The sequence below is a fragment of the Chitinophaga flava genome (genome assembly GCF_003308995.1).
Lineage (GTDB): Bacteria > Bacteroidota > Bacteroidia > Chitinophagales > Chitinophagaceae > Chitinophaga > Chitinophaga flava.
Genome location: NZ_QFFJ01000001.1, coordinates 146,128 through 170,823, shown reverse-complemented (window position 1 = coordinate 170,823; position 24,696 = coordinate 146,128). Strand labels below are relative to the sequence as shown.

The following is a 24,696-nucleotide window of genomic DNA, read 5'->3' as shown; positions in this document are numbered from 1 at the left end:
ATTAGGGTTGTTTATACTTCCATGAGTACGGAGCTCCACGCGGCTACAGGGCTGTTGTTCATGATCACCACTTTATCTCCTTTGCGGAAAAGGCCTGACTCCACACCAGTCTGATAATTGAGGAAAATATCTCCGGCGCCCAGATGTCCGTACTGGCCGAGGTTCATGGCGCAGATAGGAGATATTTTGATATCGAAAGCTGATTCATAATATTCGTAGGCGCGTGCAGAGATGTTTTGCAGCATAAAATGACTGATCTGTTCTTTGGCCGTGGCATTACGTTCCAGCAGGGATTTGTTGATTTCCCTGAACCTGTTTTTGCTTTCCAGGGCCAGTTCGAAACCATATCTTCTTACATCGCTGCAGGTTTCTTTGTACTGATCGGGTGTTTTGTGCTGGTACTCCAGTTTAAACAGATCCCAGTAGCGACCATTTGTTTCTAACAACACGTCTGTTATTTTATGCTCTGTGGTCCTGCCTATGAGCGCTGCTACGCCGCCATCACCCATAATGGTAACGGGGTAACGGAAGCGGTAGCGGGATATCAGTTTATTACCGTAGCAGATCAGCACATGGTTGGCCTTGCGGTTGGCAACGAGGAAGTCCCTGGCCAGTTTCAGCGCCATGGAGCTGTCAGCGCAGCCCAGGTTGGCGATGGCAAAACTGACTGCATTATCAGCTTTGATGTCATACTGTAAGCGGGTGGCTTCAGAGCTGATAAATTGCTCTGGTGTCCGGCTTTGCAGGTAGATGATCAGGTCTATGGAAGATGCCTCTGTACCGGTTTCCTGCAACAGCTTTTCACTGGCGCCTCTGGCCAGATCGTAGCTGGTCATTGTTCCGGCGTTGTATACAGTGTTGATACCACAGGAAGTAAAATAAGCCAGTTCACTATCGTCTAACGTAGTTTTCTCCGGCAGGTTGTGTATGGATACCGGTGTGCCGGGCGTATATGTTCGGATATGTTGGATGCCTATCATTGTGAATGAATTAGAGAATGGTGCTTAAACCGGCGATACTGTGGTCTGCAATCAGTATCTGTTGTATTTCTGTAGAGCCTTCGATGATCTCCATTACTTTGGCATCACGGAAGTACCGCTGGATGGAGATGCTGTCGTGGCAGCCCAGGGCGCCATGCAGCTGCACTGCTTCTGCCGCAATGTTGTTGGCCATACGGGAGGCGTGATATTTAGCCAGCGACGTTTGTATGATACTGTCGGGATCTTTTTTATCGCGCAGGTAGCCGGCATTTCTGCAAAGCAGGCTGGCAGCCTTCACTTCGGTGACCATGTTGGCAATTTTTTGTTTGATGAGCTGATGATCTTTCAGCAACTGACCAAAGGAACGACGGTTTTTTGCATAGCGGATGCTGTCTTCCAGACATGCCCTGGCTATACCCAGAGAGCCACATGCCACGCTATACCTGCCATTATCAAGGGCGGTGTTGACGATCTGCTGCAGTCCCCAGCCTTTTCTGCCGAACAGGTTTTCTGCCGGTATATGACAGTCGTCTAAGTGGATTTCTCCCAGCATGGAGGCTCTTGTTCCCAGGATGCCTTCCAGTGGTTTCACCGTAAGGCCGGGGGTATCACGTTCTACGAGGAAAGCCGTGATGCCTTGTTCTCCCTGTGCCACAATCACAAACAGATGAGCGGTCTGGGCAAAAGTGATCCACTTTTTTACACCATTCAGCGTATAGCCGTCGGCGGTAACCTGGTAGGTTGTTTTAATACCTGCAGTGTCACTGCCAGCGTCTGGCTCTGAAAGTCCGAATGCAGCAAGGCTTGCACCTGTAGCCAGTAATGGCAGCCATTTATCTTTTTGCTCCCGGGTGCCCCAGCGCAGTATGGTTTCGGCGGTGAGCGAAGAGTGAACGGTAATCAGGCTGCGGGTAGAAGAACAGGCGCTGCCTATTTCTTCGTTCAACAGCCCGTAAGACACCTGATCCATGTTCCGGCCGCCATAAGCCTCCGGAAGGGTGGCGCCGAGATAACCCCTGGCGCCAAGCTTTTGAATCAGTTCCATCGGAATGAAACCCTGTTTATCGTAATCGTTGGCATAAGGCAGCAGCTCTGTTTGTACAAAACTCCTGAACTCCTCTCTGAGGGCCTGCTGCGTATCGGTTAATGCAAGGTTCATTTATTATTTTCCTTTCTTTTTAAGAATAAATGTTTCCATGTTGCTCACACTCCTGAAGTTGTCCAGGTTGAGGTCCTCATTTTCTACGGCGATGTCGAAAGATTTTTCCAGGAATACCACCAGTTCCAGAGCAAATAATGAGTTTACCAGTCCGAGCTGAAAGATGTCTTCTGTATCGGCAAACTGAACATCCTGTCCGATGCGTTTCTGAAGAAATTCTCTGATGATTACACGAGGGCCTGCTTGAGTGGGTGTTTCCATTTGTATTGTTGCTTTTGTGGTTAAATAAAAGTTGATTATATGTTATTAGTTCAGATCATATTTGTAAAAACCTTCTTTAGTTTTTCTGCCATGCAGTCCTGCGTCTACCATTTTTTTCAGCAGGGGAGAGGGTCTGAACTTGGTGTCATTGTAGCTTGCAAAGAGCACATCCAGTGTGTAGAGGATAGTGTCCAGGCCAATCAGGTCGGCTGTTTCCAGCGGCCCCATTTTATGACCGAAACATTCTCTGAATATTTTGTCGATATCGGGTACGGTGGCAACGCCGTCCTGCAGGCTGAAAATAGCTTCATTGATGGTGAGCATCAGTACGCGGTTGGAGATGAATCCGGGAAGGTCGTTTACCACTACGCCGGTCATCTTCACGCTACCCAGCAGTTCCTGTGTGGCGTTGATGGTATCAGGGGTGGTATGATAGCCTCTGATGACTTCCACAGTAGGTTTCAGGTGTACCGGATTCATAAAGTGAATGCCCATCACCTGTTGAGGTTTTTTCAGGAAAGAAGCCAGTCTGGTAACCGAAACGGCGGAGGTGTTCACTGCCAGCAGGGCATGATCGGCAAGGACATCTTTCAGCTGGCGGTATAAATTTTCTTTCAGCGCGATGTTTTCTGTGATGTTCTCGATAATAAAATCGGCAGCACCTACAGCTTTTAAATCATCTGTAAAAGTTATTTTGTCCAGCACATTTACAGTGCTGCTAGATTTATGCAATATTTTATCCAGGCGCTCAATGTTGCGTATTTCTTTTCTGGCATGTTCGAGGGCTGCCGCTGAATTATCGATCAGCAGGATGTTGTAGTCGTACTTGGCAAACTGGTAAGCAACACCCTGGCCCATAACGCCTGCACCGATTACCGCAATTGTCTTGATTGTCATAATTGTTCGTGTATTTTGGTGTTTTAAAATTGTACTCGTTTTGCTTTGGACGGCTGCCTCAGCATCGTATGCTGATGTTTGGTAATAGCAGCAGCCTGTTCTCTGATGGTGGGTTTGTCGAACAGGTCGCTGACTTTTAACACATCATCGAATGTTTCTTTGATAAGGCTCAGCATATTGATGATCCGGAGGCTGTTACCACCTATTTCAAAGAAGTTGTCGGTAGTACTGATATTACTGGTCTCCAACACGGTTTCCCATATTTGCAGCATTTTTGACTCTGTATCATTGGCCGGCAGTACCAGGTCCGCTCCATTGTTTTTTTGGTCCATATCCGGCTCGGGAAGCGCTTTACGGTCTATTTTTTCATTGCTGGTCAGCGGGAACTTTTCCAGTGTGATAAAATAGTCTGGTACCATATAGGCTGGGAGCGTGATGGCCAGGTAAGCCCGGAGGGCGGTCTGGTCCAGCGGTTGACTGCTGACTACATAGGCGCAAAGGTATTTGTTGCCACTGCGGTCTGCTTTATCAGTTACTAGCGCCTGTTTTATCTCTGGATGTGTCATCAGCCTGGACTCTATCTCTCCCAGTTCAATCCTGAATCCGCGGATTTTTACCTGGTAGTCTTTTCTGCCGATAAAGCCGATATTACCGTCGGACTGCCATTTGGCGAGGTCGCCTGTTCTATATAGTTTTTGGCCTGGTTCAAAAGGATTGTCTGCAAATTTCTCCAGCGTCAGGTCTGGCTTGTTCAGGTAACCCCTTGCCAGTCCGATACCTGCAATGCATAACTCGCCGGGTACGCCAACAGGCTGCAGCTGCATATGTTCATTCACGATATAAATGCGCGCGTTTCGAATGGGTCTGCCAATCGGGATATTCACCCCTTTCGGATTACCAGGCTGGAAGCCATACCAGGTGCAGGCAACAGCTGCCTCCGTAGGCCCGTACCCGTTAATAATCTCCATACTTTCGTTCAGAGAGATATATAACTGTAGCGTGGTATCTTTAATAGGTTCCACACCTACATATAGTTTGTTGAGCTGTACGGGAGCGCTGCCTTTGAGTGCCTTGTACAGCGGCTGCAGCAGAGATGGTGGAACATAACAGAAGCTGATTTTTTTGTTGACGATCACATTGGCCAGTGACTGTACATCATACAAATGCTCGCGGTTCACGATCACCAGTTTGGAGCCATGCACCAGCGGGATGAATATTTCCAGGATGCTCACATCAAAGGAAATATTACTGAGACTCAGACACACATCTTCCTGGCCAAATCCGCTGCGGAAGTTGACAGCATTGGATAAAACCGCATTGTGGAAGGAATGTTGTTCAATCATCACCCCTTTAGGTTGTCCGGTGGAGCCGGAAGTATAGATCACATAGGCGAGACTGTCCGGCCGGCGATGAGCAGGCGTAACAATGGCCGTCGTATCGGTTGCCGGCAATTCATCCAGGAGAATCTTGCTGGTAGTGGAAGGAAGGGTATCTGCCAGTTTGCGCTGTGTCAGCACCAGCAGGGCATTACTGTCTTCCAGCATATACCGGATGCGGTCCTGTGGATAATCCGGGTCAACAGGCAGGAAAGCAGCACCTGCTTTCAGAATGGCCAACATGGCGGCTATCATGTCTACAGAACGGTCGGAGCACAGGGCTACTATTTTATCGGGGCCACAACCGGCAGCTGTCAGTATTGTTGCCAGGAGGCTGACTTTTTTCTCCAGTTCTCCATAGGTGATCGTTGCCTGATCTGTTTCCACTGCGATATGATCCGGGATCTGCTGTGCATGTTGTTCAAACAGGCCATATACATCCGTAATAGTTCCGGAGAAAGTATCTTTCCTGTCTGAGTTGGTGAATCGCAGTATCTCCTCTTTCTCTGCGGCCGTCATCAGCGTGATGTCTTTTAACAGCAGCTGCGGTTGATGTGCGATCTGTTCGAGTATATGAACAAAATGAGCTGCTATCCGGCTGATGGTTTTCTCGGAGAAGAGTCTGGTGGCGTATTCTATATGTCCTGTCAATTCATCCGCTGCAGTTTCACTGATATCGAGCGACAGGTCCATCTTAGAAATGTTATGCGGCGTAGTAAGCGGCCGTAGCTGCATGTCAGCAAATACCGCTTCGTTTTTATTTCCGGGCCGGTAGGTGAACATGTAGTCGAACAGCGGGTTACGGCTCATATCCCGGTTGACTTCAAGATCGTCGAGCAGCTCTTCAAAAGGATAATCCTGGTTTTCGAAAGCCTTCAGCGAAAGTTCTTTTACCTCCTCCAGGAAAGATGTGAATGTTTTTTCGGATGCCGGGAAACTCCTCAGTGGCAGCGTATTTACAAACATGCCCAACAGTTCCTGCACATCAGCACTGGACCGTCCGGACACCGGGGTACCCACTATCACATCTTCCTGACCACTGTATTTAGACAACAGAATATTATAAGCTGCCAGCATCACCATAAAAGCGGTGGCGCCATTTGTTCTGCCTGTTTCTTTGATGGCAGCGGCAGTATGACGGGGTATGCTGAAGCGGAAGATGGCGCCTTCATAGGACTTCACCGGAGGACGTACAAAATCGGTGGGTATGTTCAGCAGCGTGGTACCTTGTTCAAACTGTGTCTTCCAGAATGTTTTCAGTGGAAGCACTGTGGTTGATTGCAACCATTGATGCTGCCATACAGCGAAATCCCTGGACTGTACCGGTAATGCCGGCAGCTCAACACCATTATAGCTTGCAGCCAGTTCGCGGAGAAGGTTTTCTACTGCTACGCCGTCTGCAATAATATGATGCATGTCGGTGAGAAGGTAGTACTTGCCTGCATTGGTTTTAAGCACACAGGCTCTGAACAGAGGCGCCTGTGAAAGGTCGAATGGCTGTATGAAATCACGGATAAAGGTATCACGGGCGCTGTCTTCACAATGATGCACCGCTACTTCGAAGTCCATAGCCTCCTGAATCTGCTGTATGACGTCTCCGTTTTGGATGGAGAAGGAGGTACGCAGTATCTCATGTCTGTGAACGAGCGTGTGTAAGGCTTTTATCAGCTTGTTTACATCCGGAGTTCCTTCCAGCGCATATACTGCTGGTATATTGTAGGAGATGCCTGCACCACCGATATGATTGATGATGAACAGTCTTTTCTCCGCAGCAGAAGCCGGATAAGAAGCCGCTGCCGGTGCGCGTTTGAGGGAACGGTGCAGTACAGTGGCACTGTCATTGATAGAGGCTGCGAGGCCGCGCAGGGCAGGAGTGGTGAAAACCTGCCTGATAGAGATAGACACGTTAAAATGTTTGTGGATGAGCGCCACCAGTTGCACTGCTTTGAGTGAATGTCCACCCAGCTCAAAGAAGTGGTCGTTTAATCCTACTCTGGGCACATTCAGCAGCTGCATCCACAAGGCAGCCAGTTGTTTTTCCGTATCTGTTACAGGGGCTTCATATACAGCGGTAGACAGAATGGTGTCTTCTGGCACAGGCAGCTGTTTACGGTCTATTTTACCATTGCCGGTGAGGGGGAAACTTTCCAATATGATGAAGAAGGCCGGTACCATGTAATCGGGCAGGAATGCGGACAAATGTTGTCGTAGGTCCGTAGCCGTAGTTTGCTGATCTGCTACCACATAGGCGCAGAGATATTTATCACCGGAGGCGTCTTCTCTGTCAACGACAAGGGTATCCTTTGCCGCCGGGTGCGTCATCAGTTTGCTTTCAATCTCGCCGAGTTCAATGCGGAAGCCTCTTATCTTCACCTGATGGTCTATTCTGCCGAGGTATTCAAAGTCTCCATCCGGCAGCATTCTGGCGAGGTCGCCGGAGCGGTACAGTTTTTCATTGGGCAGATAAGGATGGTTGATAAACCGTTCAGCGGACAGTTCGGGTTTGTTGAGATAGCCTCTTGCGAGTCCTGCTCCAGCCACGCACAGCTCACCGGCAGCACCGGCGGGCACCAGTTTACCATCACGGTCTAGTAACAACAGGGAAAGGGTAGGAATAGGCTTACCGATATTGCTGGTGTTAAGGTCGATTTCTTTTTGCGTGATATCCTTGTAAGTCACGTGTACGGTGGTTTCTGTGATACCGTACATGTTAACCAGTTTACAGCCGGGATATTTTTCTTTCCATCCTTTGAGTTTACCTGGTTTGAGCGCTTCGCCACCAAATATCACATAACGAAGGTGGAGATCAGCAGCCGGCATCTCCAGTTCTGCCGCCAGCAGATTGTAGAATGCACCTGGTGTTTGGTTCAGTACTGTTACCTGTTGCTGTTTCAAGAGCTGCAGGAAGTCATGCGCATTCTGAGCCGTGGCTTTAGGGATGATAACCAGTTTGCCGCCATAAAGCAAAGCACCATACATCTCCCAAACAGAGAAGTCAAAACAATAGGAATGGAACAGTGTCCAGGTATCGTTTTCAGAGAAATCAAACAGGTTCTTATCGTTGAACAGCAGCCTTACCACGTTACAATGCTCTATCATCGTGCCTTTGGGCTTGCCGGTAGAACCGGAGGTGTAGATAATATAGGCGAGGTCCTGCGGTTTTACGGCTACAGGCTTAAATGCCACCTGGGTAGGCTGATCGATATAGATCGTATGACCGTGATAGTGATAGTTCTTACGTATATCCGTGTGAGTGAGCAACAGGGTAGTGCCACTATCTTCCAGCATATAACTGATGCGCTCTTCGGGATAGTCCGGATCGATGGGCAGATAAGCCGCACCGGCTTTTAAGATACCCAGCATAACAGATATCATGTCCATACCTCTGTGGAGCAATACGGCCACAATAGGGTTTTCGGCACCATTGGTGGCGGCTTGCACAGCGGCGGCTACCTGATTGGCTTTTTCATTAAGCGTTGCATAAGTCATCTCCTGGTTGTCGAACACCAGTGCTGTTTTATGCGGAACCCTGGCCACCTGTTCTTCGAAGAAGTGGTGCAGGCAATACTGCTGCGGGTATTGTGCCTGAGCATCGCCGGCCAGCAGTAGCTGGGTTTCTGGGGCACTCAGGATATTGATGTCTGCAATATTGCTGTCGGGGTGAGCCAGCAGGTACTGCAGCAGGTTGGTGTAATGTTGGATGAACGCTTCTGCGGTGGCTGTGCTGAAGAGATCAGTACTGTATTCCAGATTGAGGATGATATTGTTGCTGGTCCTGACACCTTCCAGTAGCAAATCGAATTTGCTGGTATCGTAGATATTGATGATAGGCTCCAGTACAGCATTACCGAGAGTCAAATGGCCGCTGGTATCATGCAGGAAGGAGAACATGGTGTCGAACAGCGGATTGCGGCTCATGTCTCTTTTGAGCTGAAGCTGGTCTATCAGTAACTCAAACGGATACTCCTGGTTTTTGAGTGCTTCCACCGTGGTATTACGTACTTCGGAGAGGAATGTGGAGAAACTTTTGTTGCCTTGAGGGAAAGTTCTGATGGCGAGTGTGTTGATGAATACGCCCATCACTTTGTCCAGTTCTGCCCGGGTACGGCCGGCCACGGGGATACCGGTGATGATGTCTTCATTGCCGGCGTATTTATACAACAACACGTTGTATGCGGCCAGCATCAGCTGGTTAAGGGTGCATCCCCATTCGAGGCAGCGTTTTTCCAGCAGGGTGGAAGTATGGGTGTCAATAGAAACCTGTAGTCTTTTTCCGTTGAATGTTTTTTGTGCAGGTCTGGGGAAATCGGTCTGCATGCTGAGTACAGGCACTTCGTCTGCAAACTGTTGCAGCCAGTAGTTGGCTTGTTCCGCGATAGCAGAGGAGGTCAGCAGGTCATTCTGCCAGACAGCAAAATCTTTATACTGGAAGGCTACAGGAGGCAGTTCTTCCCCGTTATACAGCCTGGTCAGTTCATCGGTAAACATGGCTCCGGAAACGCCATCAGAGATGATATGGTGCATGTCAAACATAAACACCTGCTGTCCTTCTCCGGCGTCGAAGAGCTGTGCCCTCAGCAGGGGTGCCTGGGCAAGATCAAAAAGGCGGATGTTGTCGCGGACAAGCAGCGCTACTTTCTCCGGAGTAGTTTTCGTATAGCCGATACTGAAAGGTACACTTGGGTGGATGATCTGTACCGGAGCACCATCCCTCATTTCGAAGGATGTCCTTAATGCCTCATGTCTTTCTATCAGTGATTTAAAGCATTGTTCCAGCCGTTGAATATCTACCTGCCCTTTGATGCGGAAAACGCCGGGTATGTTGTAACTGTTGCTGGCTCCTTCGATCTGGTGCAACAGGAATAAACGTTTCTGGGAAGACGACTGTGGGTAAAACGCTTGTACAGGCGCCGCTGTAATAGCGGTAGTATCTGTTTTTTGTTGCTGGTCAATGAATAAAGCCTGCTCTTTGATGGTAGCTTTCCGGAAAAAGACGTCGAGTGGCAGATTTACCTGGAAGGTTTTGAAAATCCCTGCCACTGCATTGACTGCTTTGAGTGAATGTCCGCCCAGCTCAAAGAAGTGGTCGTTTAATCCTACTCTGGGTACATTCAGCAGCTGCATCCACAAGGCAGCCAGTTGTTTTTCCGTATCTGTTACAGGGGCCTCGTACACAGCGGTAGACAGAATGGTGTCTTCCGGCACAGGCAGCTGTTTACGGTCTATTTTACCATTGCCGGTGAGGGGGAAACTTTCCAATATGATGAAGAAGGCCGGTACCATGTAATCGGGCAGGAATGCGGACAAATGTTGTCGTAGGTCCGTAGCCGTAGTTTGCTGATCTGCTACCACATAGGCGCAGAGATATTTATCACCGGAGGCGTCTTCTCTGTCAACGACAAGGGTATCCTTTGCCGCCGGGTGCGTCATCAGTTTGCTTTCAATCTCGCCGAGTTCAATGCGGAAGCCTCTTATCTTCACCTGATGGTCTATTCTGCCGAGGTATTCAAAGTCTCCATCCGGCAGCATTCTGGCAAGGTCGCCGGAGCGGTACAGTTTTTCATTGGGCAGATAAGGATGGTTGATAAACCGTTCAGCGGAGAGTTCGGGTTTGTTGAGATAACCTCTTGCGAGTCCGGCCCCAGCCACGCACAGCTCACCGGCAGCACCGGCGGGCACCAGTTTACCATCACGGTCCAGTAACAACAGGGAAAGGGTAGGAATAGGCCTGCCGATATTGCTGGTGTTAAGGTCGATTTCTTTTTGCGTGATATCCTTGTAAGTCACGTGTACAGTGGTTTCTGTGATACCGTACATGTTAACCAGTTTACAGCCGGGATATTTTTCTTTCCATCCTTTGAGTTTGCCTGGTTTGAGCGCCTCACCACCAAATATCACATAACGCAGGTGGAGATCAGCAGCTGGCAGCTCCAGTTCTGCCGCCAGCAGATTGTAGAATGCACCTGGTGTCTGGTTCAATACTGTTACCTGTTGCTGTTTTAAAAGCTGCAGGAAGTCATGCGCATTCTGGGCCGTGGCTTTAGGAATGATAACCAGTTTGCCGCCATAAAGCAAAGCACCATACATCTCCCAAACAGAGAAGTCAAAACAATAGGAATGGAACAGTGTCCAGGTATCGTTTTCAGAGAAATCAAACAGGTTCTTATCGTTGAACAGCAATCTTACCACGTTACGATGCTCTATCATCGTGCCTTTGGGCTTGCCGGTAGAACCGGAGGTGTAGATGATATAGGCGAGGTGCTGCGGTTTTACGGCTACAGGCTTAAATGCCACCTGGGTAGGCTGATCGATGTAGATCGTATGACCGTCATAGTGGTAGTTCTCACGTATATCCGTGTGAGTGAGCAGCAGGGTAGTGCCACTATCTTCCAGCATATAACTGATGCGCTCTTCTGGGTAATCCGGATCGATGGGCAGATAAGCCGCGCCGGCTTTTAAAATACCCAGCATAGCAGATATCATGTCCATACCTCTGTGGAGTAATACGGCCACAATAGGGTTTTCGGCGCCATTGGTGGCGGCTTGCACAGCGGCTGCTACCTGATTGGCTTTTTCATTAAGCGTTGCATAAGTCATCTCCTGGTTGTCGAACACCAGTGCTGTTTTATGCGGAACCCTGGCCACTTGTTCTTCGAAGAAGTGGTGCAGGCAATGTTGTTTCGGGTATTGTGCCTGTGTGTCACCGGCCAGCAGCAGCTGGGTTTCCTGGGTACTCAGGATATTGATGTCTGCAATGTGGCTGTCACGGTGGGTGAGCAGGTACTGCAGCAGGTTGGTATAATGTTGGAGGAGCGTCGCGGCGGTGGCTGCACTGAAAAGATCGGTGCTGTATTCCAGATTAAGCGTGATAGTGTTACTGGTCCTGATACCTTCGAGCAGCAGATCGAACTTGCTGGTATCGTAGATGTTGGCAGCAGGCTCCAGTACAGCATTACCGAGTGTCAGGCGGCCGTCGGCATCATGCAGGAAGGAGAACATGGTATCGAACAGCGGATTGCGGCTCATGTCTCTTTTGAGCTGAAGCTGGTCTATCAGTAACTCAAACGGATACTCCTGGTTTCTGAGCGCCTCTACCGAGGTATTACGTACTTCGGAAAGGAATGCGGAGAAGGTTTTCTTGCCCTGAGGGAAAGTTCTGATGGCGAGTGTGTTGATGAACACGCCGATCATTTTATCCAGTTCTGTCCGGGTACGGCCGGCTACGGGAGTACCGGTGATGATATCTTCATTGCCGGTGTATTTATACAACAGCACGTTGTAAGCAGCCAGCAGCAACTGATTAAGGGTACATCCCCATTCGATGCAGCGTTTTTCCAACATGGTGGTTGTATCAGCATCCATGGAAACCTGTATCCTTTTCCCATTGTAAGTTTTTTTAGTGGGTCTGGGGAAATCGGTCTGCATGCTGAGTACAGGCACTTCGTCTGCAAACTGCTGCAGCCAGTAGTTTTCCTGTTCTCTGATAGCGGAGGTAGCCAGCAGGTCATTCTGCCATACGGCAAAATCCTTATACTGGAAGGCCACAGGAGGTAGTTCTTCCCCGTTATACAACCTGGTCAGTTCATCGCTAAACAGGGCTGCAGAAACACCATCAGAGATGATATGGTGCATGTCAAACAGGAACATCTGTTCCCCTTCTCCTGCATCGAACAGCTGCGCCCTCAGCAGCGGCGGCTTCGCGAGATCAAAGAGGCGGATGTTGTCGCGGACCAGTTGCGCTACTTCATCCGGTGTTGTTTTCGTATAGCCGATGCTGAAAGGTACGGCCGGGTGAATGATCTGCACCGGAACACCATCCTTCATTTCAAAAGAAGTTCTTAACGCTTCATGTCTTTCGATGAGGGATTTAAAACATTGTTCCAGCCGCTGTATATCCACCTGTCCTTTGACGTGGAAAACGCGGGGTATGTTGTAACTGTTGCTGGAGCCTTCGATCTGGTGCAACAGAAATAAACGTTTCTGGGAAGAAGACTGCGGGTAGTGGGCACTTTCGGGCGCTTTGGTGATTTCTGAAACCGCTGTTGTTTCATGCGTGTCCAGTAAGGCAGCCACGTCTTTCAGGCGGGCAGCACGAAATACCTCACTGAATACCAGCCGGATACCGGTTTGTTTATACAGGTTGTTGATGAACTGTCCTACTTTCAGACTATGTCCGCCCAGCTGGAAGAAGTTATCGGTTGCGCTGATATGAGATACGCCCAGCAGGTCTTGCCATATGGCGGCCACGAGTTTCTCGTTATTGGTTCCCGGCGCCAGGTACGCTTTGGTTTCTTCCTGCTGTATATTGCTTAATAAGGCCCTTTTATCCACTTTCCCGTTGATGGTAAGGGGAATCTCCTCTACCAGTATTATCCTGTCAGGAACCATGAAATGCGGGAGTTTTTCTCCCAGGAAAGTATACAGGGTATCGGTAGTGACATCGCCTTGTGGCACTACAAATGCATACAGGCTTTTTTCATTGGAGCTCCATTCCTTTACCACTACGGCTGTATTTTGTACGCCTTCATGCAGTATCAGTGTAGTTTCTATCTCGCCAGGCTCAATACGATGCCCTCTTATCTTTACCTGATCATCGGTCCGTCCCAGGTATTCGATATTGCCGTTGGAAAGCCATCTGCCTATATCTCCGCTTTTGTATAATAATGCATCCTGGTGGAAGGGGGAAGGAATAAACTTTTCTGCAGTCAGTGCCGGATTATTCAGATATCCTTTGGCCAGCCCGATACCGGCAATGTATATTTCGCCAGGAACGCCATAAGGTAATATCTGCCGGAACTGATCGAGGATAAACACCTGCATATTACCGATCGGCTTCCCGATGGATACATTCGTGTGGGTATTACTGTCTTCCCTGTAAAGGGTAGTACAAATGGAACACTCCGTAGGGCCGTAGACGTTAAAGTATTGCTGATCGTCGCGCAGGTGCAGTTCTGATCTGGGAATGGCTGCTTCTCCTCCTGTAAGGAGCGTTTTTACTTTTCCCAGGCTGGATTTGGGCAGGTTGCGCAGATAGGAAGGGGGTAATATTAACGCTGCAATGGATTTTTCATGCAGGAAAGCGCTGAACCGGTCAAAATCCGTGATGATATCTTTGGAGGCAGGCAACAGTGCAGCGCCGGAAAACAGCGGCATGAATATTTCTATCACAGAGCCATCAAAAGATAAGGATGCGAACTGAAGGCAATTTTCACCAGGATTTATCCTGATCTGTTTTAAATGTTCCTTCACAGTATTCACCACGCCTTTATGTCTGATAACAGCGCCTTTGGGCTTACCGGTGGAACCGCTTGTATAGATGATATAGCTGGTATCTTCGGCAGTGTTAACGGCCGGCGGATTGGTATTATCTTCTCCGGCGTAAGGTACTTTATCCAGCAGCAATACGGCTCCCGACCATACAGGTATTTCGAAGCTGCTTTCTGTTATCAGTAGTTTGGTGCCGGAATCTTCCAGTGTGAATTTTATACGCTCTTCCGGATAGGCAGGGTCAATGGGCAGATAGGCTGCGCCGGCCTTTAATATGCCCAGTATCGTAATAATAGCCTTGTCTGATTTGGGAATCATAAAGGCCACCACTTCGTTAGGCTTTACCTTATGGGTATTGCGAAGATAATGTGCCAGCGAGTTGGTGATCGCATTCAGTGCAGCATAGGTATATTGTTTGCCTTCAAATTCAAGGGCAAGGTGGTTGGGATAGGTGCTGACTGTTTGTTCAAAATGTGTTACCAATGTGCCGTGATAAGTCGTCTTAACAGGCGCTGGTTGTGTTAAAGCAGCTTTTGTTGCGGATGTTGTGAGGGATATCTGATTAATCACCTGTTCCGGCTGCTGCAGCAGTGTGGTCAGCAGCTGTTGCAACTGCTCCATAAACTGCTCCATATAAAATTCATCCCAGTAGCCAACGTTAAAGTCTACGTCTACCTTGATATCATCTTCTGACTGGCATTCCCTTACAAAAATGGCGACAGGATTTTTTTCTTCGTAATGCGACAGGGGAATAGTGGCGGTTTTATGGCCATTAAAAGGTACACTATAGTTCTGTTTTTCGAAGGAGAGGGAGATGTCGAAAAGTGATAAGCGGCCTGGATCTTTGGCATTCACTATCCTGGTAATCTCATCAATAGGAAATTGCTGATGTTTGAAGTCTTCGCGGAAAGCATCCCTGATCAGCGGCAGTAGTTGACTGAATGTGAGAGCAGTGTCAAAGTTCATCCGGAAAGGCAGTATGCCTACGAAATTGCCGAGGATATGCAGGAAGGACGGTTTATACCTGTTGATGACAGGTACGCCAATAATCAGGTCATTTACCTGATGGGTTTTGGAAAACCAGGTATAGAATACACCGAGGAAAAACTGAAAAGTGGTGACTTCATTTTCCGCAGCATACTGACGTATAGCCTGATAGAAATCCTTATCGAGCACTATGGATTTACGGACGCTTTTGAGCAGCAGCGCTTCCTTCTTGTCATCCTTGATTCCTGCGTCCAGTACGGGCGGCGCCGTTGCAAACCTTTGCAGCCAATATAACTCGTCTTGTTTGAATGATGGAGACTGGGTATATGCTTCGTCCTCTCTGATAAATTCTGTGTAGGAGTGAGGACTTTCAAGCGGTACGGATTCACCTTTTACCAGCATCTCATAGATGGCTGCCAGCTTGCTTATCAGCAATGAGGCGCCCCATCCGTCCATCATGGTATGATGTATTTTAGTGTACCAGCAGTAGAGATCGTCTGATTGTTTCAGTAATGCAAAAAAATAAAGTTTGTTTTCCGCGTAGGGCAGCGGTATTGTACTTTCTTTGCTCATCCAGTCAAAACATTGCTGATGGCTGTTTTGCTGCCCTGAATAATCCAGAAATGTAACAGGGTAGGTGAATGATGGATCGTGTGGCGGCATGTCCAGATATGGAATCGCATCTGTTTCGTAGAAAGCAGCACGGATCACATCGTTTTGTGCAATCAGCAGGTTGATGGCTTTCTCAAACAATACAACATCTACACTTCCATGTATATACGTACAGGTACATACATTGTATATAGCAGATTGAGGGAATAATTTCTGATCAAACCAGATCACTCTTTGGTTAGCAGGAAGCAAAAACATAGTTTAACAATTTGAGGCAATTACTTTAATGGTAACCGGTGATGCTGAACTGGCAAGAGTTCAGCATCGGGTATGGATATTTTTAAAAAGATGGCATTCACTAAAAGTGAGGAATTCGCACTTTTTTCATTGATACTATTGTTCAGAAAACAGGACATAGATTGACCAGAAAGCAGGGGGTATTCACAATGCCCGCTTTCCTGATCACTATGTTTGAAAAGGTTATATCGCTGGTGTCCGTTTTACGGCATGTTATTACGGCGCCTTCTGCATGAAAACAAAAACCTATCCGTGCCACAGCGCTGGTCTCCGGCAATTATAACATCTAACAAGGTAATTTTTAATAAAGGGTATTACAGGACCATCTGTTTTTCTTTGATCGGTTGCACAAACAGCCTTATTTTGTTTCTTTCAAAACAAAATGGGGGCATAACGAATCCTCTGTAGTTGTATATGTATCAGGCAGTTACTAGCATATAACAGGCTTAATACAAAAGAAAAATGGATACTGAGGGTTCTGGATTACCAGGTCTTTAGTTTCATTTCTAGTTATTTTAAGAATAAGTGTTTTTCATTAGTGTAAGTTGACTTTTATGACAAAGTTGGCAATGACAATCAACTGCTTTTGTGTTTTTTTAATTAACGCACACTAATAAGTGGATAGTATTCGATCGATTGCTTAAAGTTAGATAACTTTTTTAATTGAAAAAAGAAATTTTCATATGAATTCATAATGATTAAAAAATTCTAATGATCGAAGGCAATTGTTATGAAGCTTTCATGAGAATTTCAAAAAAATTAAAACATTTACAAATGACCTTTCGGAAAAGCTGATGAATGGAAGTCGTTTTAATTGTTGGTGCACGACTGGGCTAATGAACCATTATGTACATGCGCTTAATGAATAATTAATGATAGCGTTTATACGATGCTGTTATACCTTATTTCATTTTTCTTGCAGTGAAAGTATGTACTTGAAAATTATCGATGGATTTATTCATCGGTTTGAATGCCACTTGATTCGAATATTGATTTTAACTTTTGGTCAGATAAATATTTTCTCTATTTTGCCTGCAAATGAAAAAATAACGTTTAGTTAATTCAATTTTGACCCAAAATATTTAAACAACAAAATCTATACTGTAGTAGTTCCAAATATCTGTGAGTAGCATTTCAGGTACTGATTAACTTTTTTTGTCAATTTTTTTTTCATGTGAATGGCCATCACAACGGGATTTCTATGCCCCATTCCCGGCACTTTGCAAAGTTGGGGTAAAAAAATAATCTCACTTACATGAACAAAAACAGACTTGATAAGAAATTATCGCTGAACAAATTCACTGTAGCTTCATTGGATGAAAGTAAGTCTGCCGTTATTAAAGGGGGCTTTACCTACTCGTTATCCCTTGGTCAACGGTGTAGAGAATCAATGGCCGCAGGTGCCACCAGCCCTTATGAGTGCGGACAGATAGAAGCTACCAGACCGGAGACAGGAAGATCCTATATGGGACCCGGAGGAGAGTGCGAACCTACGAAAGAGGAGGAATTATCTACCGGCTCCGAACCTTTTGATCTTGGCATTTAATGTACCTAAAACCCAAATTGTATCATGAACAAAAAGAAACTGAGTGGTAAACTCTCACTCAACAGATTTACTGTAGCTGCATTAGATGATATGTCTGCCAACAATGCTAAAGGTGGTTTCACCTATTCATTGTCCACCGGAGATCTCTGTAAGATTTCGCAGGCATATACGGCAAATAATGCATACGAGTGCGGTCAAATAGATAAAAGTATACTGGACATTTCCCTCGATATGAATACCTCATATCACAATTGTCCTGTCAGAGCTGAAGAGGAACCAGCTGATTCCGGAGCATTTGAAGTGGCACCTTAGTCAAATATTAAATCCTGGTGGAGTTACAAGTGGTAACTCCACCTCTCCATATATATCTTTATTTAGTATGTATTGTTCCAGGATTGCACGATGCTGTGGAAGTATCTTATTCTTTTTATGGATGTTTACCAATAGTAGTATTGCGAATGCGCAACAAACTGATACCTCTCTTCGGAGCGCTGTTATAGTGATTGATAATGGAGGCTTTCCCGGGAATGCGGCCGAAGAAAAAAAATTCCGGGAGCTGATAGGTAATGCCAGGGTGGTGATGCTGGGAGAAATCTCCCATGGCGAAGGAAATGTGTTCCGCATCAAAGCAGATCTGGTTAAATACCTGCATGAAAGAATGGGATTTAATGTGCTTGCGTTTGAGAGTGGACTGATAGATGTTGCAATGGCCAATGAAGCCATTAAGGAAGGGGAGGATGTCAATGAGGCAATGAGTAACAGTTTATTCAATGTCTGGACTGGTAGTGAAGATTTCCGGGGAGTTTTACGGTATGTTCATCAAAACAAAAATACCTTACAGATTGCCGGGTTCGATCATCAGATTACAGGAACATACGCCATCCGTTTTTGGGAAGATGATTTACCCGCATTACTGCGACAGCATAACAAGGATACAGCAGGAATCGGATTCGATATGTTAGGCGAAGTGTCAGATTTTTTCGGTGAGAGATTTTCATGGCCCAGGCATGTTGACTTTAAGCAATACCGGCAAATGCTCACTAAACTGCTGTCAGCACTGGAAAATATTAATGACAACAATGAAACAACCAGACGCAGGAAAAATCTTTATGCGCAATTCATAAGAAGCACACTCAGTCTTGCCACAGATTATTTTTACCATAACCCCACAGGAAAAAATATTAATACATTCAAGGCAAGTGATAGTAATGCAAGAGATGCTCAGATGGCCAATAATCTGCTGTTTCTTCTGAAATATTTTAAAGACCAGAAAATAATCTGTTGGGGAGCAAGTTTACATTTTGCCAACAGAACAGATGTTTTCAATGATAGTGAATTAAATGATTATAAACCTATGGGACAGCTGGTAAAAAACAGTATGGGTGATACAGCTGTCATCAATGTTGCTGTAACAGGAAGTTATGGTACATATGCCACCTGGTCTGGCATTCCGAAGGAGCTACCACGTACAATCGCAACATCTGTTGAATCTGTATTAATGGGGCAAGGGTATAATACGTGTCTGGTTGACCTTAAAAAAAATTCCGTTAATACGGCTTCCTTCACCAGTTATGCTTTTGATCATCTTCCTTTACAAGGGCCATGGGAGAAGGCTTTTGATGCCTTATTATATACCCGGGAAATAACACCCTCCCGGCCTCGTCAGGAAGATGTGATTGATACAGCCTTTGGGAAAAATGATCCGGGTAATCAAATATCCGTTGATACTGCTGCGGCTTCGCTGTTAAAGATAAAGGTAGTTGACGGTAAATCGGGAATACCCGTTCCTTTTGCGACCATCAGGGTAACAAGGACCGGGGAAGCAAATTTTACCAGTGAAACAGGATTGGCGGCGTGTAGGTTTGCCTGTGATCCGAAGGATACTATCATCATTTCTTCTATAGGATATAATACCTTTAAAACCACAGTTGAAAAATTATCCATTGTTCATACCGTTAGTCTAATGCCCGGTTATTATAACCTGGGTGAAGTAGTGGTAAGCCAAAGAAAGATCAATGCAGAGAAGGTGCTGAAAGCAGCAGTCAAGGCCATGTCTGGCAATTTTATTCAGGATGATATGATGATGGATGTATATGTACATATGCTGGCATCCCTGAATGATTCTGTCGTAAGTGATCAGGAATATATTGCAGATATGATGGCAAAGAATGGTTACAGCAGTAAATCCCGTTACAAATCAACCGTGCGTAAAGCGAATATAATACAGGCAGACAGATCAGGTGGAAAATATTTTGTGCCGTTTCAGGGTACCTCTATATGGTCGAATATGTTGGATGCGGTTAAATCATGTCCGGTACTGAATGCTCATAAGATAAACAGGCTACGTGTCAGTCTTGACTCCATCATCTATACTGACAGCTCCAGGATAATTGTTGTAGGTATTACAGCCAAAAGGGCTAATGCTGCCCTGGTGGGAATACATTATGTCAGTGATTTTTATGGTACTATTTACATTCAGGAATCCGATATGGCTATTCTGAAAACAGATATGACCTGGAATCGGGATACAGGCAGGCTCAATCAGCTCTCTGAAGAGTTCTCTGCGCGAGGACGAAATGTGCCCATCGGAAATACCATTCTCCATGATGAGGCTATCAGAACTGTCAATATTTATCAACGAAAGGAAGATGGCCGTTACAGCCTGCATTATGGCCATATGTACTGGAATTACAAAGGATTCAACCTGAAATTGCAGCGTGATATCAGGCTGAATGCGCATATGTTATTATTTGTAAATAGTGTACAAACAACAGATGTGAAAAGTACCGGATTGCCAGCGCGGATGGAAAACCTATACCGTGCCGCGGCAGATAAAGATTTCTGGTATCATTATAACAGGCCGTTGATCCGGTAAAATCATGCTTATGTATTCTTATGTCACAAAAGAATTAAGAGTTGAAATAGAAGCGTTGCTGGTACGTATGAGCACTTTTTTCGATGATGCTGCTGAAATGAATCATTGCGGTCTTATGAAAGGAAATGCTGGCATCGCACTTTTTTTCGCATACTATACCCGGCTTACACAGAATGAGCGCCATTATCATACTGCGATGGGTTTCCTGGAAAAATCCCTGGAAGCAATATCATCGCTTAATCAGGCTAATGGCCTGGGGGGTGGTTTTTGTGGGCCTGCCTGGTTGATAAAACACCTGATCAGGCTGGATTTGCTGACCTCAGATTCGGTGGCGGCTCTTGAAGATATTGAACCATATATTATCGACGCATTATCAATACAGCTGGAGGTGGGCAACTATGATCTTTTATACGGGTTTATTGGTTCTGCCATTTACTTGCTGGAGGAAGATAATCCCGGCAATCATCAGTACTATGAACAGATATTACAATGGTTCAGTAACAACAAAAAAATTACCGGCAATGGTGAAGTCTGGTGGGAGGACTGGCAGCCAGGGATTCAGCATAAAGCCAACCTCGGGTTGGCGCATGGTATACCTGGCATTGTAAATTTTTTGATATACCTGGATAAACATTATCCTACTGACACAACAAAGGATCTTATTCGCAATGCCATTGCATGGGTTTTATCCAAAGAGACTCAGCGTGGATTGACAAGTTTCCCTGCTATGGCCAGTGGAGAAGGACCGGAAACGGATATGGCAGAGAGCCGCCTTGCTTGGTGTTACGGAGATCTGGGCATTGTTTCCATGTTATATAATGCTGCTGTTGGGCTGAACGAGCCTGCATATGTCTGCAAGGCAGGTCTGGTGATGCGAAAGGTGGCAGTAAGAAGACTACATAACAGTAAAGTCATGTGGGATAAGACGCTGGATTACCATGATCCATGTTTTTGTCATGGTACCAGCGGTATACTGTATCAGTTCAATCGTATTCTGCAATATAACAACGACCCGGAAATATTGACAGCCGCTGATTATTGGCTGAAAGCCACCATTGCTAATACTAATAAGATGCTTGACCACTTTAGTGAGCTTGAAATGTCTAAAGAAATTGTAGCGGATGAAACAATTATCCTCAATCATTTCGGTGTATTAACAGGACTGGCTGGTATTGGTCTGACGCTGATTAACTGCATCAGACCGGATTTAAACAAGTGGGATTCCATATTACTGTTGAATCAACCTGGATCTTAATAATAATTTTTACATATGAAAGATGAGAAGAGAGATCAACCGGGAATTTCCGGAGCGGATTTTTATTTGTTACGTACGCCTTTATTGCCGGTGGCTCATCTCTTCCGGTTAAACAAAACAATCGCGGAAGATAAAACCAGATTGGAGGCCTTGTTAAAGGAGATATATACAGACACGCTGTTGCAGGAGGCCATATATATTTCCTCTCCGGTGTTGTATGATGAAATGATGAAGTGGCTGGGAGGAGCGTCGCGAAGTAAAAAAGACCTTGATAAATTACTGAATTCTTTATACAAGTATTATTGCAGGATGTGCACCAGAAGCACGCCCTATGGACTCTTTGCGGGGTGCAGCACCGGTGAGGTAAGTGATAAATCAGACTTGAAGCTGGAAGAAGGGAGTTACAGGATGAATGCCCGGTTAGATATGAATTATGTATCTGAACTGGCTGCTGTGATTGCTGCTCTCCCGGAGGTGAAAAGGCAGATTAAATATTACCCCAACAATAGTATTTACAAAATGGGAGATCAGCTGCGATATATTGAGTATAAAACGGTTGATAAATACAGGACATTTCGTATATCCTCGGTTCAATATGCTGAATACCTGCAATTGGTAATGGATACCTGCCGTGACGGTGCAACATTGGATGCAATAGCAAATAAGCTTCAGACAGATGATATTTCCAGTGAGGAAGCGGAAGAGTTTGTGGAATCTTTGTTGGAGAGCCAATTGCTGGTGAGTGAACTGGAACCCGCTGTTACGGGTGACTTCTTCTTCCATGTGCTGATCGAAAAGCTGGAGCGGTTAAATGACACTACAACAATTGTTGCTCAGTTGAAAAAGGTGAATAGTTTGCTGGAAGGTGAAAAAAGAGGCGTCGATAAGTATAAGGAAATACAGACATTGTTATCAGTATTTATCCCTGGATCATCAGAAAAGGATCTGGTACAGATTGACCTTTATCATCAATCAGTGTCCAATCGCCTGCATTCGTCACTGGTACAGGACCTTTGCCGGGATACCGCATTGTTGTATGCTGCATTGGGTATGGCCGGCAATGTATTCCTGGATACATTCAGAAAGGATTTTGCCAACCGTTATGAAGAGCAGGAAATACCACTGACAGAAGTGCTGGACCCCGAAAGCGGAATTGGTTACGGAACATTTCGTAATGGATCTGTTGAGTTTGCCCCGTTAGTAAAAGGTATCGGGAATGCGGCGGAAAGAGGGAATAGTAACAGTTCATTCACGGCATTTGATAAATTTTTGCTGAATAAATATCTGGAAGCGATCAGTTGCGGCGCTAAAGAAATAATCTTACTGGAAGAAGAATTGAGATCAGTTACAGGCAGAGGATCAGAGAATATTATTCCGGTTAGTTTTCATTTGCATGGTTCGCTACTAGCTGATAGTGCTGCTGCCATTGATGAAGGAAGGTACCGTTTCTGTTTGAGGAGTGCCAGCGGACCCTCTTCCGCTATACTACTTGGCCGATTTGCGCATGGTGATCAAAAGCTGTGTGATGGCCTGAAGGAGTGCCTTCGTGATGAAGAAAAATGGTATCCTGATGCAATTCTGGCCGAAATAGTTCACCTGCCACAGGCCAGAGTAGGCAATGTTTTAATGCGCCCTGCATTGAGGGATTTTGAAATTCCCTATCTGTGTCAACCTGGTGTGGAAAGAGACAGGCAGATTACAATTGATGACTTGATGGTGAGTGTTGTAAAGGGAGAGGTCGTCCTTCGCAGCAAGCGGTTAAATAAAAGGGTAATACCCAGAATGAGCACTGCCCACAACTTTAATAACGGTACCCTGGTAGTCTATAAGTTCCTCTGTGATCTGCAAACACAACATGTGGCAGGTGGCTTCAGGTGGAACTGGGGAGTATTGGATGACCGGGATTTTCTTCCGGCCGTAAGATACAGGCAAATCATACTCTCCCGCGCGAGGTGGAGAATAACACGTAAAGAATTACAGCAGTTTAATGAACAGGGCGAGTGGCAGCATATTCAACAATTGAGAAAAGCCAGGAATCTGCCCCAACAGGTATTACTGGTGGACTATGATAATGAATTGTTAATCGACCTGGATACCCACATTGGCGCCGGTATACTGTATAAGGAGCTTCAGAAGAAAGGTAGTGTGGTGTTACTTGAGTTTCTGGGACAGCCACATGAAACAATAGTGGAAGGAACTTCCGGTACTTATCTCAATGAAGTGGTATTCCCGCTGCATAGAAACATGGATAATATTATATCGGCCCCAGTGGGTATTAAGCATACGGCGAGTAATATTCAAAGAAATTTTGTGCCGGGAAGTCCATGGTTATATGTGAAAATATATTGCGGTATGCGGCATGCCGAAACCATTCTGACGGATGTGATTGCCCCTTATGTTAGTTCCTTGCTGGAGGGAAAATGTATTACCGGATTTTTCTTTATCAGGTATGTAGATACAGATTTCCACCTGCGATTACGCTTTTATAACGACCAGAAGGACGGATTCTGGGAATCCATATTAAAAGACCTCCAGGCATTGTTACATCCCTACGTGGAAGAACATATCGTTTACCGGATACAAACAGACACATACAAGCGGGAATTGGAACGATATGGAGAAACGACGATTATTCATGCAGAATCATTTTTTCAATTTGACAGTATCGCTGCGCTTCAGTTAATCAGTATACTTCATGGCGATGAAGGTGAGAGATTCAGGTGGTTGGTAGTAATAAAATCTGTTCATCAGTTGTTGGAGGATTTTGGACTGACCCTGAGCGGTAAGCGCGCTATAATGGAAAAACTGAGTACTGCGTTTATGCAGGAATTTGGTAATTCGGATGCCCTTGAAATTCATCTAAACGAAATTTACAGAAAGGAGAATAGTTATATACGCAAGGTGATGGCAGGGCAGGATGATCAGCATGAGGATATATGGAGGGATGTCACTAACATCATCGAAAAAAGAAGCAGGGCATTACAGTCAGTAGTTGCTGAATTAAAACAACAATTGCAACAGTATGACAGCATAGAGACTCAATTAAGGAGTTATATCCATATGCTGATCAACAGGATGATGATAAGTAGTCCACGGAAACATGAGCTGGTTATTTATACGCTTATGAAAAAATATTATATCTCTATTGAATCCATTATGAAGCAGGCTAAAGTAATTCAGTGAT

Annotated in this window: 10 protein-coding genes; 5 read left to right on the top strand and 5 right to left on the bottom strand. The window is 45.8% G+C overall.

The genetic code is table 11. From position 1 onward, the window contains the following. Positions 1-11 precede the first annotated feature (11 nt). From DF182_RS00560 to DF182_RS00540, 5 genes are read right to left on the bottom strand one after another with little or no spacing between them, the layout of a single operon-like run. A complete protein-coding gene (locus tag DF182_RS00560; RefSeq protein ID WP_113613747.1) occupies positions 12-980 on the bottom strand; it encodes a 3-oxoacyl-[acyl-carrier-protein] synthase III C-terminal domain-containing protein in 969 nt (322 codons plus the stop codon). A 10-nt stretch (positions 981-990) separates the two neighbouring features. Then, positions 991-2,139, bottom strand: coding sequence for an acyl-CoA dehydrogenase family protein (locus tag DF182_RS00555; RefSeq protein ID WP_113613746.1), 1,149 nt, complete (start codon positions 2,137-2,139; stop codon positions 991-993). A gap of 3 nt (positions 2,140-2,142) precedes the next feature. After that, positions 2,143-2,400, bottom strand: coding sequence for a phosphopantetheine-binding protein (locus tag DF182_RS00550; RefSeq protein ID WP_113613745.1), 258 nt, complete (start codon positions 2,398-2,400; stop codon positions 2,143-2,145). Positions 2,401-2,445: 45 nt separating this feature from the next. Continuing rightward, positions 2,446-3,297: a 3-hydroxyacyl-CoA dehydrogenase family protein gene (locus DF182_RS00545; RefSeq protein ID WP_113613744.1), complete on the bottom strand. Its 852-nt coding sequence runs from the start codon at positions 3,295-3,297 to the stop codon at positions 2,446-2,448. Positions 3,298-3,320: 23 nt separating this feature from the next. Next, positions 3,321-15,797, bottom strand: a complete 12,477-nt coding sequence (locus DF182_RS00540) for a non-ribosomal peptide synthetase (RefSeq protein WP_113613743.1) — start codon at positions 15,795-15,797, stop codon at positions 3,321-3,323. A gap of 1,294 nt (positions 15,798-17,091) precedes the next feature. Between DF182_RS00540 and DF182_RS00535 the strand changes: the two genes are divergently transcribed. From DF182_RS00535 to DF182_RS00515, 5 genes are all read left to right on the top strand, one after another. Then, positions 17,092-17,382 carry a class I lanthipeptide gene (locus DF182_RS00535; protein ID WP_113613742.1) on the top strand — a complete coding sequence of 97 codons (291 nt, stop codon included), beginning with the start codon at positions 17,092-17,094 and terminating at the stop codon, positions 17,380-17,382. Positions 17,383-17,406: 24 nt separating this feature from the next. Then, complete coding sequence (locus DF182_RS00530) at positions 17,407-17,694, top strand: class I lanthipeptide (protein WP_113613741.1); 288 nt, start codon at positions 17,407-17,409, stop codon at positions 17,692-17,694. Between the two features lie 121 nt (positions 17,695-17,815). Continuing rightward, positions 17,816-20,257 carry an erythromycin esterase family protein gene (locus tag DF182_RS00525; protein ID WP_161964011.1) on the top strand — a complete coding sequence of 814 codons (2,442 nt, stop codon included), beginning with the start codon at positions 17,816-17,818 and terminating at the stop codon, positions 20,255-20,257. A gap of 10 nt (positions 20,258-20,267) precedes the next feature. Further along, positions 20,268-21,512 (top strand): lanthionine synthetase C family protein, encoded by a 1,245-nt coding sequence (locus DF182_RS00520; protein WP_161964010.1) that lies wholly within the window; start codon positions 20,268-20,270, stop codon positions 21,510-21,512. A 15-nt stretch (positions 21,513-21,527) separates the two neighbouring features. After that, the gene (locus DF182_RS00515; RefSeq protein ID WP_113613738.1) at positions 21,528-24,695 is read left to right on the top strand and encodes a lantibiotic dehydratase; all 3,168 of its coding nucleotides are present in this window, start codon (positions 21,528-21,530) and stop codon (positions 24,693-24,695) included. Position 24,696 lies beyond the last annotated feature (1 nt).